This window comes from Leclercia sp. LTM14 (assembly GCF_023736175.1).
Lineage (GTDB): Bacteria > Pseudomonadota > Gammaproteobacteria > Enterobacterales > Enterobacteriaceae > Enterobacter > Enterobacter barmai.
Map to the genome: position 1 here is coordinate 103,109 of NZ_JAIKTT010000003.1, position 18,919 is coordinate 122,027.

15 protein-coding genes and 1 pseudogene are annotated in these 18,919 nt (G+C 50.6%); 8 read left to right on the forward strand and 8 right to left on the reverse strand.

What is annotated here, in order from left to right:
- Nucleotides 1–26 precede the first annotated feature (26 nt).
- Both patD and K5I40_RS09410 read right to left on the reverse strand, forming a co-directional pair.
- A complete protein-coding gene (gene patD, locus K5I40_RS09405; protein ID WP_223074412.1) occupies nucleotides 27–1,451 on the reverse strand; it encodes an aminobutyraldehyde dehydrogenase in 1,425 nt (474 codons plus the stop codon).
- A 32-nt stretch (nucleotides 1,452–1,483) separates the two neighbouring features.
- Complete coding sequence (locus K5I40_RS09410; protein ID WP_223074413.1) at nucleotides 1,484–2,965, reverse strand: APC family permease; 1,482 nt, start codon at nucleotides 2,963–2,965, stop codon at nucleotides 1,484–1,486.
- Nucleotides 2,966–3,312: 347 nt separating this feature from the next.
- Between K5I40_RS09410 and glaH the strand changes: the two genes are divergently transcribed.
- From glaH to csiR, 5 genes are read left to right on the forward strand one after another with little or no spacing between them, the layout of a single operon-like run.
- Nucleotides 3,313–4,290, forward strand: coding sequence for a glutarate dioxygenase GlaH (gene glaH / locus K5I40_RS09415; protein WP_223074414.1), 978 nt, complete (start codon nucleotides 3,313–3,315; stop codon nucleotides 4,288–4,290).
- Between the two features lie 11 nt (nucleotides 4,291–4,301).
- Nucleotides 4,302–5,570: an L-2-hydroxyglutarate oxidase gene (gene lhgO, locus K5I40_RS09420; RefSeq protein WP_223074415.1), complete on the forward strand. Its 1,269-nt coding sequence runs from the start codon at nucleotides 4,302–4,304 to the stop codon at nucleotides 5,568–5,570.
- A gap of 23 nt (nucleotides 5,571–5,593) precedes the next feature.
- Nucleotides 5,594–7,042 carry an NADP-dependent succinate-semialdehyde dehydrogenase gene (gene gabD / locus K5I40_RS09425; protein ID WP_223074416.1) on the forward strand — a complete coding sequence of 483 codons (1,449 nt, stop codon included), beginning with the start codon at nucleotides 5,594–5,596 and terminating at the stop codon, nucleotides 7,040–7,042.
- A 23-nt stretch (nucleotides 7,043–7,065) separates the two neighbouring features.
- Nucleotides 7,066–8,349 (forward strand): 4-aminobutyrate--2-oxoglutarate transaminase, encoded by a 1,284-nt coding sequence (gabT, locus tag K5I40_RS09430; protein WP_223074417.1) that lies wholly within the window; start codon nucleotides 7,066–7,068, stop codon nucleotides 8,347–8,349.
- Between the two features lie 45 nt (nucleotides 8,350–8,394).
- The gene (gene csiR, locus K5I40_RS09435) at nucleotides 8,395–9,072 is read left to right on the forward strand and encodes a DNA-binding transcriptional regulator CsiR (protein WP_223074418.1); all 678 of its coding nucleotides are present in this window, start codon (nucleotides 8,395–8,397) and stop codon (nucleotides 9,070–9,072) included.
- Between the two features lie 29 nt (nucleotides 9,073–9,101).
- On the opposite strand, the gene K5I40_RS09440 is transcribed toward csiR, so the two are convergent.
- The 3 genes and pseudogenes from K5I40_RS09440 to K5I40_RS09450 form a co-directional block, all read right to left on the reverse strand.
- On the reverse strand, nucleotides 9,102–9,587 hold the full coding sequence (locus K5I40_RS09440; protein WP_223074419.1) for an Hcp family type VI secretion system effector: 486 nt from the start codon (nucleotides 9,585–9,587) through the stop codon (nucleotides 9,102–9,104).
- A 506-nt stretch (nucleotides 9,588–10,093) separates the two neighbouring features.
- Nucleotides 10,094–10,609: a DUF2778 domain-containing protein gene (locus K5I40_RS09445; protein ID WP_223074420.1), complete on the reverse strand. Its 516-nt coding sequence runs from the start codon at nucleotides 10,607–10,609 to the stop codon at nucleotides 10,094–10,096.
- Nucleotides 10,610–10,912: 303 nt separating this feature from the next.
- Nucleotides 10,913–11,244, reverse strand: a pseudogene (locus tag K5I40_RS09450) (DUF1493 family protein).
- A 217-nt stretch (nucleotides 11,245–11,461) separates the two neighbouring features.
- Here K5I40_RS09450 and symE point away from each other — a divergent pair.
- The 3 genes from symE to K5I40_RS09465 all read left to right on the forward strand — a co-directional run bounded on the left by symE (nucleotide 11,462) and on the right by K5I40_RS09465 (nucleotide 13,598).
- The gene (gene symE, locus K5I40_RS09455) at nucleotides 11,462–11,794 is read left to right on the forward strand and encodes an endoribonuclease SymE (RefSeq protein WP_223074421.1); all 333 of its coding nucleotides are present in this window, start codon (nucleotides 11,462–11,464) and stop codon (nucleotides 11,792–11,794) included.
- A gap of 200 nt (nucleotides 11,795–11,994) precedes the next feature.
- Nucleotides 11,995–13,008, forward strand: coding sequence for an HNH endonuclease domain-containing protein (locus K5I40_RS09460; protein ID WP_223074422.1), 1,014 nt, complete (start codon nucleotides 11,995–11,997; stop codon nucleotides 13,006–13,008).
- Entirely contained in the window at nucleotides 13,008–13,598 is a 591-nt protein-coding gene (locus tag K5I40_RS09465) for a bifunctional 2-polyprenyl-6-hydroxyphenol methylase/3-demethylubiquinol 3-O-methyltransferase UbiG (RefSeq protein WP_223074423.1), read from the forward strand. The genes K5I40_RS09460 and K5I40_RS09465 overlap by 1 nt, the downstream gene beginning before the upstream one ends.
- Nucleotides 13,599–13,707: 109 nt before the next feature.
- On the opposite strand, the gene K5I40_RS09470 is transcribed toward K5I40_RS09465, so the two are convergent.
- Genes K5I40_RS09470 through K5I40_RS24015 form a run of 3 tightly spaced genes read right to left on the reverse strand, consistent with a single transcriptional unit; the run spans nucleotide 13,708 to nucleotide 18,872 of the window.
- Nucleotides 13,708–16,890, reverse strand: a complete 3,183-nt coding sequence (locus K5I40_RS09470) for a type III restriction-modification system endonuclease (protein WP_223074424.1) — start codon at nucleotides 16,888–16,890, stop codon at nucleotides 13,708–13,710.
- A 10-nt stretch (nucleotides 16,891–16,900) separates the two neighbouring features.
- Nucleotides 16,901–18,031, reverse strand: coding sequence for a DNA methyltransferase (locus tag K5I40_RS24010; RefSeq protein ID WP_309487355.1), 1,131 nt, complete (start codon nucleotides 18,029–18,031; stop codon nucleotides 16,901–16,903).
- A 37-nt stretch (nucleotides 18,032–18,068) separates the two neighbouring features.
- Nucleotides 18,069–18,872 (reverse strand): site-specific DNA-methyltransferase, encoded by an 804-nt coding sequence (locus K5I40_RS24015; protein ID WP_286014559.1) that lies wholly within the window; start codon nucleotides 18,870–18,872, stop codon nucleotides 18,069–18,071.
- Between the last annotated feature and the right edge of the window lie 47 nt (nucleotides 18,873–18,919).

Sequence of the window (18,919 nt, forward strand, 5' to 3'; positions counted from 1 at the left end):
CAAAACCGTAGCGCCGGGCAATGCCGTTAGTGCTTCACCATCACATGCCGTACCACGGTGTAATCTTCCAGCCCGTACATCGACATATCCTTGCCGTAGCCGGAGAGCTTCTGGCCGCCGTGCGGCATTTCGCTCACCAGCATAAAGTGGGTGTTCACCCAGGTGCAGCCGTACTGCAGGCGCGCGCTCATGCGGTGTGCGCGGCCAACGTCCTGGGTCCAGACCGATGAGGCCAGGCCGTATTGGGAGTCATTGGCCCACTCCAGCACCTGCTCTTCGTCGTCGAACACGCTGACGCTCACCACCGGACCGAAGACTTCGCGCTGGATGATCTCATCCCCCTGCTTCGCCCCGGCCAGCAGGGTCGGCTGATAGTAATACCCCTTACCCTCGGCCTTGTTGCCGCCGGTGACCACGTGAATGTGCGGCAGGGCTTTCGCGCGCTCGACCGCCTCGCTGACGCGGGTGAGATGGGCGGCGGAACTGACCGGGCCAAGCTCGGTGGTTTCATCATCCGGAGCGCCCATTTTCAGGCTGGCGACGGCGACGCCCAGTTTTTCGACCAGCGCGTTATAGACCTCTTTTTGCGCGTAGATCCGGCAGGCGGCGGTGCAGTCCTGCCCGCCGTTGTAGAAGCCAAAGGTGCGCACGCCCTCCACCACCGCATCGATGTCGGCGTCGTTAAAGACGATCACCGGCGCTTTACCGCCCAGCTCCATATGGGTGCGCTTAATCGACGGCGCGGTGTGGGCAATAATATGCTCCCCGGTGGCGATGGAGCCGGTCAGGGAGACCATGCGCACTTTGTCGTGGCCGGTCAGCGGGTCGCCGACGGTTTTACCCCGGCCAAACAGCACGTTAATCACCCCGGCCGGGAAGATATCTTTCGCCAGTTCGGCCAGCTTCAGGGCGGTGAGCGGGGTGATTTCAGAGGGTTTGAGCACCACGCAGTTGCCCGCCGCCAGCGCCGGGCCCAGCTTCCAGGCCGCCATCATCAGCGGGTAGTTCCAGGGGGCGATAGAGGCGACGACGCCCACCGGGTCGCGGCGGATCATCGAAGTGTGCCCCTCCATATACTCCCCGGCGGCCAGGCCGTTCAGGCAGCGGGTGGCACCGGCGAAGAAGCGGAACACATCGACAATGGCCGGGATCTCGTCGTTCAGCACGCAGTGCAGCGGTTTGCCGCAGTTCTGCGACTCCAGGCGGGCGAAGCTGTCGGCGTTCTGCTCAATCACGTCCGCCAGCTTCAGCAGGCATTCGGCACGCGCTTTTGGTGTGGTCTGACCCCAGGTGCGGAAGGCACGATCGGCGGCCTGCACCGCGGCGTCCACCTGCTCCGGGCTGGCTTCGGCGATCTCCAGCAGTACCTCGCCGGTGGCCGGGTTGTACACGGGTTGCATCTCACCTGAACCCGCAACCAGTTCGCCATTAATCAGTAAGTTGTGTTGCATAGCCGACTCCATTGTTTTTATGTTCTGAGTGATTAGAGAGATTGTCCCGCGTTCAGGCGTTTTGCATGCTCGATCGCGTCGTTTTCCGGCGCGTTTGAGCGTCCGAACGGACGGGCCAGCGCCATGTACACCAGCCCGGAGATCACCACCACCGACAGCCCCACCAGCACCGTCCAGCGGTCGATAAAGTCGCTGCTCTCAGCAGGCTGTGCCAGCAGCCAGATGCCGCACAGGCCATAGGCCAGCGCCAGCACGTTCACCAGCATTCCCCAGCCGCCGACGCTCCACTCCCCGGCCGGTTTCCAGCCTTTCAGACGCTGGCGCAGCGCCGCCAGCACCACCATCTGGAACGAAATGTAGATGCCGATAACCGCAAAGGCGGTGATGCGCGCCAGGTTATCCGGCTGGAAGTAAACCCACACGCAGATAAGCACCGGCAGCAGGCAGCTGACGATCATCGCGTTGTCCGGGACGCTGTTTTTCGACAGCTTCGACATCCAGGCACTACCCGGTAGCATCTGGTCGCGGGAGAAGGAGAAGATCAGGCGGCTCAGCGCGGCCTGCAGGGAGAGAATGCACGACAGCATGGCGATCACCGCGATGATGATAAACACCGTGGCGCCGGTTTCCCCCAGAGCCTCGTTGAGGATCGCCGGGATCGGATCGGCGATCTTGCCGTTGACGATGTTCATCAGGTTCGGGGAGGCCAACAGGTAGCCGAGGATGGAGATCAGCGCCGAAATGGCACCAAACACGATGCTGAGGATCATCGCCACCGGGATCTTCCTGCTCGGGTTTTCCACCTCTTCCGCCACGTTGCCGCAGGCCTCAAAGCCGAAGAACATGAACAGGCCGATCAGCGCCGCCGCCATAAACGCCGGCTGGTAGCTGCCATCTTTGGCAATCACCCCCATCGAATCAAACACCACCGAGAACGGCTGGGCGCGATGGAAAATCAGCAGGTAGATCCCGAGCGCAATCACGCTGACGATCTCACACCAGAAGCCAATCCTGGCGACCCGGGCGAGATTTTTGGTGCCCGACATGTTTATCGCCATCATCATCAGTAGCAGCACGACCGAGGTGATCAGCATGTTACCGGGCGAGATTTCAAAGCCGAACAGGGAGCCGACGAAGGTGGCGGTGTATTCCGCGACCGAGGTGATGGTCACCACCAGCGCCCAGAGGTAGATCCAGGCGGCGATCCACGCATATTTTTTGCCCCACAGGCGGCGCGCCCAGGGGTACAACCCGCCGGTAATGGGGTACTGCGACGCCACTTCGCCAAACACCAGCGCCACCAGCAGCTGCCCGCAGGCGACAATCGGGATCCACCAGATGGCCGGAGGCCCCGCCAGCGTCACCGCCAGCGCAAACAGGGAGTAGACCGCCGTCAGCGGCGAGAGGTAGGTGAACCCAAGCGAAAAGTTAGAGATGAGACCGATGGAGCGGTTAAATTGCTGTGTAGTATCGCTATGAATTGCTTCACTTTTCTTGCCAGAAGTCTGTTCCATACGTTTATTCTCTGTGTTGAGTTGGTGTCGCAGGTAACACGAATCAAGGTATAGAAGAGCGCCTGAACGCCGTACAGCACCGCTCTCGCGATTTGTTAAGATTTGTATGGATATGTCACGTTTTTGTTAAGGTCGCACCTCGTTTTCCGTGAGCCCCATCACTGAGCGATGTTCAGATCCTTCTCTTTTCCCGTTTTTTCCGCTCAATTCGGTCAATTTTTACGCCTGCATCACAAAATCTAAACAATCATGCCGGTATGTGCCCATTTACCCAAAATGTAGATATTTTTAATTTATGGCTACGAAACACCCCGTTCCCTGAATACTTTCTGAGAGGATTGATTCTGATGAATGCACTGACCGCCGTAAAACAGCCCGACGAGGCGTTAACCCACACCATCACCGGTTTTCGCATCGCGCCCTCCGTGCAGTCTCCGCGCCTGCTGGAGCTGACGTTCTCAGCGGACGTCACGCAGCAGTTCCTGCGGGAGGTGGAGCAGTGGCCCATCCAGGCGCTGGAGTACAAATCCTTCCTGCGCTTTCGGGTGGCGAAGATCCTCGATGACCTGTGCGGCAACCAGCTCCAGCCCCTGCTGCTGAACACGATCCTCAGCCGCAGCGAGGGTGCCCTGCTGATTGACGCCGAGGGGGTGGATAACGTCGCCCAGGCCGACGAGATGGTGAAGATCGCCACCGCCGTGGCTCACCTGATCGGACGCTCGAACTATGACGCCATGAGCGGCCAGTACTACGCCCGCTTTACGGTAAAAAACGTCGATAACTCAGACAGCTATCTGCGCCAGCCCCATCGCGTGCTGGAGCTGCACAACGACGGCACCTTCGTCGATGAAGTGACCGACTACGTGCTGATGATGAAGATCGACGAGCAAAACATGCAGGGCGGCAACTCCCTGCTGCTGCACCTTGATGACTGGGAGTCGCTGGAGAAATTCTTCAGCCATCCGCTGGCCCGCCGTCCGCTGCGCTGGACGGCACCGCCAAGCAAAAACGTCGCGCAGGATGTGTTTCATCCGGTGTTCGACGTCGACCAGCAGGGCCGCCCGGTGATGCGCTACATCGACCAGTTCGTGCAGCCGAAAGATTTTGAAGAGGGCGTGTGGCTGAGCGAACTTTCTGACGCGCTGGAGAGCAGTAAACACATCATTTCCATTCCGGTACCGGTGGGTAAATTCCTGCTGATCAACAACATGTTCTGGCTGCACGGCCGGGACCGCTTTACCCCGCATCCGGATCTGCGGCGGGAACTGATGCGCCAGCGGGGGTATATCAGCTACGCCACCAGCCACTATCAGACTCATCAGTAGGGATTGCGCGGATGTATGATTTCGTGATTACCGGCGGCGGCATCATCGGCATGTCGACCGCCATGCAGCTGATTGAGCTCTACCCGGACGCCCGCATCGCGCTGCTGGAGAAGGAGGCAGGTCCGGCCTGCCACCAGACCGGGCGCAACAGCGGCGTGATCCACGCCGGGGTCTATTACACTCCCGGCAGCCTGAAGGCGCAGTTTTGCCTGGCCGGAAACCGGGCCACCAAAGCCTTTTGCGATGAGAACCAGATTCGCTATGACACCTGCGGCAAGATGCTGGTTGCCACCTCTGCGCTCGAGATGGAACGGATGCAGGCCCTGTGGGATCGCACCGCCGCCAACGGGATCGAGCGCGAGTGGCTGAGCGCCGCCGAACTGCGCGAGCGCGAGCCCAACATCACCGGGCTGGGCGGGATTTTTGTCCCCTCCAGCGGGATTGTCAGCTATCGCGAGGTGACAGCGGCGATGGCAAAACGCTTCCAGGCGAAAGGCGGCGAGGTGATTTTCAACGCCGAGGTCAGCGCCCTGAAGGAGCACGCCAGCGGCGTGGTCATCCACACCCGCGACGGGCGCGAGTTTGAAGCCATGACCATGATTGCCTGCGCCGGGCTGATGGCCGACAGGCTGGTCAACATGCTCGGCATCGATCCGGGCTTTATTATCTGCCCGTTCCGGGGGGAGTATTTCCGCCTCGCGCCGGAACACAATCAGATCGTTAACCACCTTATCTACCCGATCCCCGATCCGGCCATGCCCTTTTTGGGCGTGCATCTCACCCGCATGATCGACGGCAGCGTCACGGTGGGCCCCAACGCGGTACTGGCCTTTAAGCGCGAGGGCTATCGCAAGGGCGATATCTCCTTAACCGATATGCTGGAAATTATTGGTTCCTCCGGCATTCGCCGGGTGCTGCAAAACAACCTGCGCTCGGGCTTAAGCGAGATGAAAAACTCCCTGTGCAAAAGCGGCTACCTGCGGCTGGTGCAAAAATATTGCCCGAGCCTGACGGTGAAAGATCTGCACCCCTGGCCTGCGGGTGTGAGGGCGCAAGCAGTTTCGCCAGACGGGAAGCTCATCGACGACTTTTTATTTGTCACCACGCCGCGAACCATTCATACCTGTAATGCGCCCTCACCGGCTGCGACCTCGGCGATCCCCATTGGCGCGCATATTGTCAGCAAGGTTCAGACCCTGCTCGCCAGTCAGCACAACCCCGGCCGCACACTGCGGGCAGCCCGAAGCGTGGACACACTCCACGCCGCCTGTACCCGTTAATCATTCTGAGACAGGAAGCCATCATGCAACTCAACGATCCCAGCTTATTCCGCCAGCAGGCTTATATAGAAGGAAAGTGGTGCGACGCGCACCGCGGCGAGGCGATTACCGTCTCCAACCCGGCAAACGGCCAGACCCTGGGCAGCGTGCCGAAGATGGGCGCCGATGAAACCCGCACCGCGATTGAGGCGGCGAACCGCGCCCTGCCCGCCTGGCGAGCGCTCACTGCCAAAGAACGCGCCAACATCCTGCGCCGCTGGTTCGAGTTGATGATGGCCAACCAGGACGATCTGGCTCAGCTGATGACCCTCGAACAGGGCAAACCGCTGGCGGAAGCGAAAGGTGAAATCAGCTATGCCGCCTCCTTTATAGAGTGGTTCGCCGAAGAGGGAAAACGCGTCTACGGCGACACCATTCCCGGCCATCAGGCGGACAAGCGCTTGATTGTGATAAAGCAGCCGATTGGCGTCACCGCCGCCATCACCCCGTGGAACTTCCCGGCGGCGATGATCACCCGCAAGGCGGGCCCGGCGCTGGCGGCAGGCTGCACCATGGTGCTCAAACCCGCCAGCCAGACGCCGTTCTCCGCGCTGGCGCTGGCCGAACTGGCGAGCCGCGCGGGCATCCCCGAGGGGGTCTTCAACGTGGTGACCGGCTCAGCGTCGGACATCGGTAACGAGCTGACCAGCAACCCGCTGGTGCGCAAGCTCTCCTTTACCGGCTCGACCGAGATTGGCCGCCAGCTGATGGCCCAGTGCGCGAAAGACATCAAAAAAGTGTCGCTGGAGCTGGGCGGCAACGCGCCCTTTATCGTCTTTGACGATGCCGATCTGGACAAAGCCGTGGAAGGGGCGCTGGCCTCCAAGTTCCGCAACGCCGGGCAGACCTGCGTGTGCGCCAACCGCCTGTACGTGCAGGACGGCGTTTACGATCGCTTTGCCGAAAAGCTCCAGCAGGCGGTGGATAAACTCCAGCTCGGCGACGGCATGACGCCGGGTGTGACCACCGGGCCGCTGATCGACAGCAAGGCGGTAGCAAAAGTTGAAGAACACATTGCCGACGCGGTGGAGAAAGGCGCGCGCATTATCACCGGCGGATCGCTGCATAAACTGGGCGGCAACTTCTTCCAGCCGACTATTCTTGTAGATGTGCCCGGTGATGCCAAAGTGGCGAAAGAGGAGACCTTCGGCCCGCTGGCCCCGCTGTTCCGTTTTCAGGATGAGGCGGACGTTATCGCGATGGCCAACGATACCGAGTTCGGCCTGGCTGCCTACTTCTATGCCCGCGATTTGAGCCGCGTGTTCCGCGTCGGCGAGGCGCTGGAGTACGGCATCGTCGGGATCAACACCGGCATTATCTCTAACGAAGTGGCCCCGTTCGGCGGGATCAAAGCCTCCGGTCTGGGTCGGGAAGGATCTAAATACGGCATCGAAGATTACTTAGAAATCAAATATATGTGCATCGGCCTTTAACTTATGTGATTCAGGAGATTTCAATGAGCAGCAATAAAGAGTTAATGCAGCGTCGTAGCAATGCCATCCCCCGCGGCGTGGGTCAGATCCACCCGATTTTCGCCGCCCGCGCCGAGAACAGCCGGGTGTGGGACGTTGAAGGCCGTGAATATCTTGATTTCGCCGGCGGTATCGCGGTGCTGAACACCGGGCACTTGCACCCGGAGGTGGTCAGCGCCGTCGAAGAGCAGCTGAAAAAGCTGTCGCATACCTGCTTCCAGGTGCTGGCCTACGAGCCCTATCTGGAGCTTTGCGAAACCCTGAACCAGAAAGTGCCGGGCGATTTCCCGAAAAAAACCCTGCTGGTAACCACCGGCTCCGAAGCGGTGGAGAACGCGGTGAAAATTGCCCGCGCCGCCACGAAGCGCAACGGCACCATCGCCTTTACCGGGGCCTACCATGGCCGCACCCACTACACCCTCTCCCTGACCGGGAAAGTGAACCCTTACTCAGCGGGCATGGGGCTGATGCCTGGCCACGTCTATCGCGCGCTCTATCCGTGCGCCCTGCACGGTATAAGCGATGATGACGCCATCGCCAGCATCCATCGCATCTTTAAGAACGATGCCGCGCCGGAAGATATCGCCGCCATCGTGATCGAACCCGTGCAGGGTGAAGGCGGCTTCTACGCCGCCTCCCCTGCCTTTATGCAGCGCCTGCGCGATCTGTGCGACGAGCACGGCATCATGCTGATCGCCGATGAAGTGCAGAGCGGCGCGGGCCGTACCGGCACCTTCTTCGCCATGGAGCAGATGGGCGTGGCGGCGGATATCACCACCTTCGCCAAATCCATTGCCGGCGGCTTCCCGCTGGCGGGCGTCACCGGACGCGCCGACGTGATGGACGCCATCGCCCCGGGCGGGCTGGGCGGCACCTACGCCGGGAGCCCCATCGCCTGTGCCGCCGCGCTGGCGGTGATGAAGGTGTTCGAGCAGGAAGATCTGCTGGGCAAAGCCAATAAACTGGGCAACACCCTGCGCGAGGGCCTGCTGGCTATCGCCGAAAAACACTCTGAGATCGGCGACGTGCGCGGCCTGGGGGCGATGATCGCCATCGAGCTGTTTGAAGACGGCGACCACAATAAACCGAACGCCGCCCTGACGGCGCAGATTGTCGCCCGGGCGCGGGATAAAGGGTTGATCCTGCTCTCCTGCGGCCCATACTACAACGTGCTGCGCATTCTGGTGCCGTTGACCGTGGAAGAGGCGCAGCTTCAGCAGGGGCTGGCGATCATCGCCGAGTGTTTTGACGAGGCGAAGCAGGGTTAGATTTAGCGCCCGGTGTAAGCCGGGCAGTTTTTAAGGAGCAGGACCATGACCATCATTTCCCAGGCGACGGCCATAGACGGATACCGCTGGCTGAAGAACGACATTATCCGCGGCGTTTATCAGCCGGATGAGAAGCTGCGCATGAGCCTGCTGACCTCCCGCTATGAACTGGGCGTCGGCCCGCTGCGCGAAGCGCTGTCGCAGCTGGTTGCCGAAGGGCTGGTCACGGTCATCAACCAGAAAGGCTACCGGGTGGCGCCGATGTCCGAACAGGAGCTGCTCGATATCTTTGACGCGCGCGCCAACATGGAGGCGATGCTGGTCCGCCTCGCCATCGAACGCGGCGGCGAAGAGTGGGAAGCCGACCTCCTCGCCCGCATGCATCTGCTGAACAAGCTGGAATCCCGCGACGCCAGCGAGACCATGCTGGACGAATGGGACCAGCGGCATCAGGCGTTTCATACCGCCATTGTGGCGGGGTGTGGATCGCAGTATTTGATGCAGATGCGGGAAAGATTGTTCGATCTGGCGGCAAGGTATAGGTATGTGTGGTTGAGGAAGACGGTGCTGTCTGTTGCGATGTTAGAAAGGAAGCATGTGGAGCATCAGCGGTTGCTGGATGCGGTGCTGACAAGGGATGGGGTTAAGGCGGGGGAGTTGATGTATCAGCACTTGCTGACGCCGATTCCGATTATAAGGGGGGCGATGGGGGTGGGTGGGTGATTAAAGGGGCACACGCCCCTTATTTTTAGTTATGCTCTCACGTTCCAGTCATCGGTATATTGGACATTACCATCAACATAACGCCAGGTGATTTTGTCGTACATCAGGGAAACAGATTCCATATGGTTGATCTGTGAATTACCTGTCATTTTAGCATTTGGCATTCCAGGATTTATACCTGTGATCTTTACGCCCTCGATGGTCATAACGAAATAGCATTCTTCCTGCCCGGCATAGTTAATGCGATACCAGCGGATCTCTGCACTTTTGAGCGTCTGACCTGTGGAAACAGCTTTGTAAAGATACGGGCTGGCACTATCAAATTCTTTTTCGATCATCATGGGTGAATGTGAACGTTTACCAGTGATCTTACCGTTGGCGCTATCTACTGGAATGTTCAAGCCATGGCTGAAACCCACAATCTCGATACTCCCTTCACGATCCTTAACATCTACAGAGCCTTTAATATCAGCTCCTCCATCGTCCTTAAGCCACATATAAGCGGGGATAGGCATGTTACAAACTCCTTTTGGTTGTGATGCTTTTCGTAATGAAACAGTAGCAAGCGATTGTCAGCACAAAGTTAAATACGATAACTACTACTGTCGTAAAAGATGAATAATTTTGATTGTCGGGAAATACAGCTTGATAGGGTAGAAGACGGAAAAATGCCCAAAACAAACATATGAAAATTAATAATTTGGCGAACCGTTTTAACGTAGATAAGGTCCACTCCTTTAAGAAATTCTTAGGTTTTACTTTATGAAATGCGGTGTCGAATCCAGATATTAATGCGCTCAGTAAAGGAACACTGATTAAAATGTTAATAAAAATGCCAATATATGCTCTTATAGATTCGCGTGGTTCAGGATCTGGCTCACCTAGAATGAATTTTGCGATTTTATCTGAACTAGAAAAACTCACATGATTACTCATAAAGTCGAATATTAGCTTCTCATAATGCACTGATTTAGCGACGACTAGCATCACCAAAAACAAGAGCGCTATTTTGATGAATAAACTAAAGACACGCTTTACCATTGGCTATTACCTCAATCGAGCCATATGCTTTGAGTGTTTTCATGCAGGGTACGTCTATCTGCTGCGTTCGTAACAATGCATTGCGTAGCATGGCAAAATCTGAATCATGTGGTAGCGTAATGCAGCCTTCGGAAAGTATGCCTGGATGAAGACGAAAATTACCGCGCTTCACCCCTTCTATCCATGCGTAATCATCAATACCCCAGTCATCACGCCACAGTGCAAACCATTCCGAATGTTTGAATGTAGCTCCGTTGGCAAATTGGTTGTAAATATCCCTGACTCCTGTATTTATCTGAGATCTAAACCCACCTTCTGGACGATCAACAATCCAGTATTTTCCTGCGGGCACAGGGCCCATTTGAGGGATCATTCCACATGCCCCACGGTTACGGTATGCGCCATTTCCTGAGAATGCTAAAAACGTTCCTACGCCAGGAAATGATAGTGGAGAGTAATAAGCATCGTTGATGACAAACTTTCCATGTAACGCCATAATTTATCTGCCATATTTGCAAAAGGTGGCACCTATAGTAAAGACGTTAAATTATTCGTTCCATATGAACACCTTCATTTTCGCCTAAATATATTCCTATTTTTTGGAAATAATACGATATCCTTTAATTTAACTGTAATGGCGAGTGTTTCACCCATTCTCTACAGTTGAATCTATCGAGTGAGTTAAGCTATGGTGTAACCCTTTAACCTTTCACCATAATATCTTCCAGAGAGTCAAGACGTAATTCAACATGGTTGTCAGTCGATGATAAGGAACATATCTTTATTACCTTTCTTATGATTAGTCGTACAACCATTTCCCGCATTTTGCCGATTCGATCAACATGCCAATAGTGAAATCGGGCACTGGAACAAGTGTGGATTTCTTGAATGGATTCCAGGAAAAAGGCTCGTCAGGATAATAATCCTTTATATTAAAACTTCCCTTATCCACGCCGAATTCTTAAAAAACTCGTCCATGAGTGCTTCTGCTTCGTCGACATCCAGCAGCATATCCGTATCGAGGTCCGTACTGGCATTGAGTAATTGTTGGTTTTTCTCGTTATTGATGAGGTACACGCCGTTATAACGTCTTGCAAGCGCATAGATACGTTGTTCGATATTCCCGGTCATAACTATCATTTCCTTATGCGTAAAATTATAAATCGCAGCGAATTAATATATTTAATGGATATTCGAAAGCAGCCAAATAACGCTTATTACGTTTTATATTAATCTGGACTTATTTTTATTTACTGGTTAGATTTACAGGGTTATTTAACGCAATACGGGCATGCGCCAACATGCCCGTATCGCTCATCACAATCACTATTAATAGAGAATAGCAACCATGACTAATATCGATTGTATTGCAGAATCCCTGCAACCAGAAGTCTTTGCCGCTGACGACCGCGTATTTACTGTAAGTTATGCGACGCGCTATGGGGATTATACCCGCATCCCCGCATTCATCATGAAAGGCCTGTGGCTAAATGAAGCCCGATTCAGCACCGGAACGAAGGTGGATGTGAAGGTGATGAAAGGTTGCATGATACTGACGTCCCGGGAGTCCGAACCGGAAATAGAGACGCTGATGCGTGAGGTGAGCCAACTGTCGGCTAGTAAGCAGAAACAGGTGATGGACTTTGTTGGGGTGATATCGGGCCAGCTTCGAAAGGCTTAAGACAGCGAGTGAATGAGGAAGGCGCCGATGGGCGCCTTTTTTGTCTGGTCAGTAACCCGGCGCCCCGCTCTTCAACTGCAAATCGTCACAAATTCACCAAATACATAGATTCAGCGTTTACATCACCATTCATTTATTGTGTGATCCCGTTACAGGTTTCGGTAGTTCGCTACCTCCCCCACCGTAACAGGATTTCATTGATGGAATTTTACCAGGCTGACCCTACGCTGGAGAACTACTGGCGCGGGGTGATTCTTTTTGGAAAGAACGTCGCATCGTACAAGTTCGCGCTTGCCCATGCCCTGTATGAGATCGATAAGACGAGCAATGACATCATCACCCTCGACGAACTCGCCGTGCCGTTCAGCCGCCATCTTTGCGAACATTTGAAACACGCCCCGAAGCAGATCACCTCGAGCCGCAGCCTGTTTCTGGATACCTGCGCGCAATTTAATAACGGTGAGATCTCACATAGCCAGTTAATTGAAACTACGGTGCGGCGAGGCTTTGCTAACGTGATTGATGCCTTCCACAATGTGAATGGCGGCGAGATCGAAAAACGGTTTTTCATTGATGAGCGTAAAACTCATAACGGCATCCGCCTGACGGATAATTTCTTCCATCTGGGCGAGCGTCTGCAGTATCAGAACCTGGCATTTGAAACCACTGCGCGCTGGAACCTTGTCGAACAGGCCTGGGCGATGGGCGTTTCCCGCAACCTTGTTGGTGTTGAGTTTGACGAAGATAATCAGTTGCTGTTCAGTCGCGTAAATGCGCGGCGGGTTGATATCACCAGCTGTCGCGACAGTTTAAACGGCTATCAAAAAGGACGCTGCTTCTACTGTTTCAAACCTGTCAGCCTGATACCGGGCGATCCTGCGCTGGCTGATGTTGACCACTTCATTCCGTGGGCGGCACGCGATGAAGTCGCCAATATCAATGGCGTGTGGAATCTGGTATTGGCCTGCAAATGCTGTAATCGCGGCGTTGAGGGCAAATCCGCTCGCCTGCCGGGAAGTAGACTCCTTGAACGGTTAAATGCCCGCAACGAGTATTTTATTCAGAGCAAACTCCCGCTGCACGAAACTATAATCCAGCAGACCGGAAAGCAGCCCTCCACGCGGAAAAACTTTCTTGAAAATAACTGGAACGCTGCCAAAGTGAGGCTGTTCCATACCTGGGAACCGAAAGCTGAAGGCGAGGCCACATTCTAATGACGCTCAAATACTATCAGGACAATGCGCAGACCTTCTTCGACGGAACGGTGAATGTCGATATGTCCTCGCTCTACGAGACCTTTACTCGCCATCTTGCGCCTGGGGCGCGGGTGCTGGATGCGGGATGCGGCTCAGGACGCGATGCAAAGGCGTTTCTGGCGATGGGGTATCAGGTGGAGGCGTTTGATGCGTCCTCTGCGATGGTTGAGCTGGCGCGGGAACATACCGGGTTGCCGGTTCAGCTGATGACCTTTGCGGATGTGGACTGGAAAGAAGAGTTTCATGGGATTTGGTGCTGTGCTTCGTTGTTGCATGTTCCGGCAGTGGAGTTGACGGGAGTGATGCGGAGGTTGGCGGATGCGCTGAAGCCAGGTGGGGTTTGGTATGTGTCGTTTAAGTATGGGGATGGGGAGCGGGAGTTGGATGGGCGGCGGTTTACGGATATGGATGAGTTGGGACTGAGCATATTAGTGCAAGACATAGTAGGAATTGAAGTCGTTAAGTTATGGATAACTCAGGATAAGCGTCCACAGAGGAATGAGGTTTGGTTGAACGTGATATTAAGTAAGAACTTAGCCCTACGTTAGGGTCGGACCAGATATGCTTTCCGGGCCATATATCAGAATAGCTCTTGAAGTTTATAGCGCGTTTTGAAAGTAAACTTACAGGGTAGCCACAATGTGACTACCAATTAAATTATTCTGCAAGGTGCGTCGAGAAAGTGTCAAAAGAGTCTGCTTTGACGAACTTAGCAGGATTCTCAAGGGCGTTACCCTCTTTATCTTTTGACAACGCTTCAAAGTGAGCCATACCACAGTTAATTTTTGCTTGTTCAGATGCTCTCAGATCATCAGAGAAGATACTGGATTTCGTTTCTACTACAAAGTAGAGCTGATCACCCATACCATCGTCTTTGTCGATTAAAACCGCCCAATCAGGGTTATAACTGCCTAGCGGGGTATCAATCTTGAACCAAGAAGGAAGTTTTGCATAAAGCTTAACATCGTTCGATGCTTCAAGTTTTGCGGAAAATTCAATCTCTGTGTCTGAATCACAAATAATATAGTCGTAAACAGATTTTTTCGCTTCAACCATATTCTTGAGATAACCCGTCAGCTCTTCCTCTTGGAACAGCTCTTGAGCATAATAATCTTCATCACCGATACGGTGGTAAGTTATCCCATCGACAATTGCGAGTCGCATTTGTTTTCGGATCACTTCGCTAGCCAGTTCGATGAATCGTTGAGGGTTGTTCTTGAATGCTTCAAGTTTATCGCCCAAACCGAGCAAGATTTGAACTACGGTCTTACGAGTTAGGTTTGTATTCGACTCTAGATAAGTCACAACATCAGGCAATTGGAAGTTTCTATTACGGTAGTATTGAATCTTTGACTCTTCGTCAAATGTTTCAAGTTCCGCTTCTGTTATAGCAATTTTGACTTTCTTGTATTCAAATTTCGCACTCGCTACGGCTACTGATGCACGAATTTCTTTGATACATTTTTCAACCAATTCAGCAATGTTAAAATCTACTCTATAAGTCGTTTTATACTTGATACGATCCCAAAGGGCCTTGAAATCCTCACCAAGGACAACCTGCTTACCATTATCTTCACGTAGATTTGCAGTCTTCTTCTCTTCGTGTTTCTTAATGCTCAAGCCTTTAGAGACTTTCCTTAAAGTCGCTAAAATTGCATCGGAATATTCCGTTACACTTCCAGGAAGATTTACAGTGTTATCAAAAAGATCAGCCTTAAGGGAATCTTGGATCTTACCGTTCTTATCGATGTAACCATAGTCGGTTAGATGCTGATAGATCTCTTCTGATTTTTTAGTCCCAAGGAACTCTTTTTTGTCAAATTGCTTAGAAATAACGATATTAGCAAATTGATGCTTCTCAATAGCACCGAACTTAATACCTTCCTCTTTTTCAATCTCTTTTTGAAGTTCCGATACAAACTGCTCGTAAGATTCGTTCGCCATTACAGTAAGAGTATTCACCTCAAAACCGTATGGAACACGTTCACCGGATTGATCAACGGCTAAACGCAAACCTCGACCGATCTCTTGTCGTTTCTTCATGACTGAATTGGTTTCGTTTAGTGTACATATCTGGAATACGTTAGGGTTATCCCAACCTTCCTTCAATGCTGAGTGGCTAAAGATAAAGCGTAATTTCTCATCAACAGAAAGTAACTTTTCTTTATCTTTCATAATCAGATTGTAAGCAGATTCATCAGCAGCGGTTTTACCACCCTCACCATTTGCCGCTAACTTAGATTCTGCGAAAAGAGGGTTTCCTGACGCATCGTTCTTCTTGTCTTGAGCAAAATAGCCATTGTGAACTGAACTTGCCAATTCCTTTAGAGCTTGCTCGTTCAATACTGGCTTACCTGAGCTGTTCTTATCCCACACAGACGGGTATAAGACACGATACTTTGGTTTTCTGAGTTGCTGTATGAATTCTTCTTCGAACCATTGTGCAAATTTACCTTGGATCGGTACACCATCTTTCGTATAGCCTCGGTAGTTCGCTACTTTATCGATAAAGAACAAACTGAGAACTTTAATCCCCTTCTGACTCATCACTTTTGAATGATCCATAGGGTCAACTCCAGTTGTGATTTTTTTGAAAAATTTAAGCTCTTTCTCTAGATGTTCTTCAACGGTTTTAGATAGTTGCAAACGCTTATACGTGTTTTCATCAACCTCACCTATTGCCTGTCCAAGCTCGATAATATTATCACGACTTGTAAAGTCGATATATTCATTACCTTCTTCACAATAGATATCGTTGATCACATATCCTTCGTAAACAGTTCGTCCCCCAGATGCTTCAAATAAATCCGTACCACTCCTAACCGTGATGGTTTTACGTGGCTGTAATTTGCCAGTATTAGTTTGAGCGTCAATCTCAACTTTTGCAGTGATTAGTGACTTCTTATTATCGACACTAATTAATTTGATATAAGCTTGGTTGTGATTGTCTTGAACCTCTAGTGAAGCAACTTCAATCTGTTTAACAAGCTTACGGGAATAAGCATCAATCGAGTCAAGCTTATAGAGTAAGTTAAACTTTACTGTCAACGTTGCGGAGTAACGGAACGTGCATAGTGGGTTTAAGCTGGCAATCGCACTTTGACGATTAGCTGTAGATGCCACAGATTGGGGCTCATCAATCAAAACAACAGGATTAGTTGCTTGGATGAACTCAATCGGCTTCATTCCGTTCAATCGGTCATCGGTTCTGTGAATCAAGTTTGCAGTAGTCTCTTTATCTGGATCAGTGAAAGACTTACTGAAAGCATCAATGTTGATGACCATGATTTGAATATAATCATTCGTTGCGAAGTTTCTTACTTGCTCACGCTTAGAAGAATCGTATACAAAATAATCATACTGAACGTTCTTATACTCTTTTCTAAAATGCTCTTCTGTTATTTGCAGAGATTTATAAACACCCTCTTTGATCGCAACAGATGGAACAACAATGATGAACTTTGTTAGTCCATACCGCTGATTCAACTCAAACACACTACGCAGGTAAACGTAAGTTTTACCTGTTCCCGTTTCCATCTCGATAGTGAAATCAAGACTTGGAAGAGTTTGTTTGGACGTTTCAGTTTGTGGTAAGCCGTTAATAAGCTGAACATTTCGTGTATTTTCATAAAGCTCTTCTGGTAAAAGAGTAAGAGCATTTGCTACACCAATATCATTGTTTCGGGCAAACAAGCCCAACTGTTCATTTGTAAGTGTATTTGATAAAACTGAAAAATTAGACTGGAATGTTTCCTGCCCTTCAAAAACACCTATAATTGCGTTAATCGCATCTCTTTGATGGTCTAGATCAGGATTAAACTTAATCTTCATTTCAGACATAACTTATCCCTTAAATACTCTTAACATCTTCGATGCCGGCTTGTTTCAAGATCTGAATTGCATTGGTCTTAACTCGATCGTCAGTAAAACCTTCATCTTTGAAGACTACTTGTGTTGTTTCAGGATCTAATTCAGATTTTAGTTTGGTGATGCCTTCTACTGTTTCAGTCGTGATTTCATCATCCAAGCAAACAATTAAAGCTCCTGCACCGACTACAAAAACGTTTTTACCATTAACTGTTTCAGTTTCTGCTGGCGTAGTTAATTCATAGCCATATTTTAGGAATATTTCGTATAAAACATCTTCGCTAGAACGACCATCTTTGATTGACTTAGTAGCTTGTTGAAGTACTTGTTCTAAGCTGTCAAAGTCTGCATCCCAAGGGCGAATATTTGTTTCGCCAAGCTTAAAGAACTTAAAGCCCTGTTCTTCGCTCACACAGTGTTTAAGCCGAGAAATAGTAGTATCAATAATCGTTTTATCTGCCACCTTTTCAGGTAATTGTACTAAAATAAACTTCCTTTTTTCTTCATTATCAAATGAAAGGCAGGCATGTCCTGTTGTACCTGAACCTGCAAAAAAATCTAAAACTAAATCATCAGGTTTAGTAAAGTACGTAATTAGTGATTTGGAAAATTTATATGGTTTGGGGTTGTCAAAACTTATACCCATAGTTTTTAATAAGACATCGTCAGAACTAGAAAACTTTAGGACTGAAGGTACATTTTCAAACATATTTTCTGATAAAAGATATTTCCTACGGGGTTGAGTGTTCTCATCATCGCCGAATACAATCAGGTCTTTTTCCAACAAATCCATCATAGTAGATGGTGGATTTCTCCATCCCTTGGCAGGCACAGGGCATTCTTTTCTTGTTTTTGGATGTATTAAAGGTATGAAATAATCATCTGGTGCTTTTTTATTATTTGGCCATGCCATGGATACTGGTTGATACACTCTACCTTCATCATCAATATATTTATAAGCGGCCTCGCCACCAGAAAATTCTGTTTGAGAATTTATCCAGAAAGCCAATTCTTCATTAGCATCAGATAGCGTGTACATTTTTGAAAATGCATCTATTTGCAGATCAAGTTTATACTTTTTTATTATTTTAGCCAGCTCATCAGGCATAGCCATTTTCCAATCTTTTTATATAACGAGTTGGCTTTTTTAATTATTTTTCAGCATTTAACTTTTGTCTTTTTAATGCATTATCCTTGAACATCACGTAATTTTTAGCAAAGCAAATTATTGATTCATGCTGATATGCAATCCTAGTTGAATCCCCCTTAGGATTACCTTTATCCCAGCAAATTTCGCCTAAAAAATTGTCCTCACCAAATATTTCATTGAGTAATATTCTAAGATGATAGTTCTCGTGTTCGTCAAGATGAACAACAATTACACCATCTTCTCGAAGTAGGTTTCTGGCAAGCTTTAGTCTCGGAAACATCATTGATAGCCAATCGGAGTGATATCGCCCTGATGTGTCAGAATTTGTACTTAACTTATTACCATCATTGTCAACTTGTCCCGTCTGAATGAGGTAATTTTGAAGGCTATTACGAAAGTTATCTTTATAAACAAAATCTTTGCCAGTGTTGTAAGGAGGGTCGATATAGATCATCTTTACTTTTTTATGGTAAGACTTTTGCAGAAGCTTCAAGACCTCAAGGTTATCCCCTTCGATGAACAAATTTTCGGTCGTTTCCCAATTAACGCTTTCTTCTTTACAAGGGCGTAAGGTACCTGTAGATGGTGTTTGAGCGATTTGTCGCGCTTTCGTTTTGCCATTCCAGGTAAAGTTGTAACGCTCTTCTGAATCGTCAATTTCTGCACCCAAAACTGCTTTGAGTACATCAAAATCAATCTTTCCCTCTGAAAAAGCATCAGGGAACAGTTGCTTTAGATGCTCTATGTTCTGAGTGGTTATGTCCAGGCTTTTTGCTTCTGGACTGGTGCCCATGATCTTTTCCATTTGGCTCATTATGTTGATTACCTATTAACAATCAGTGTCGATGCAAA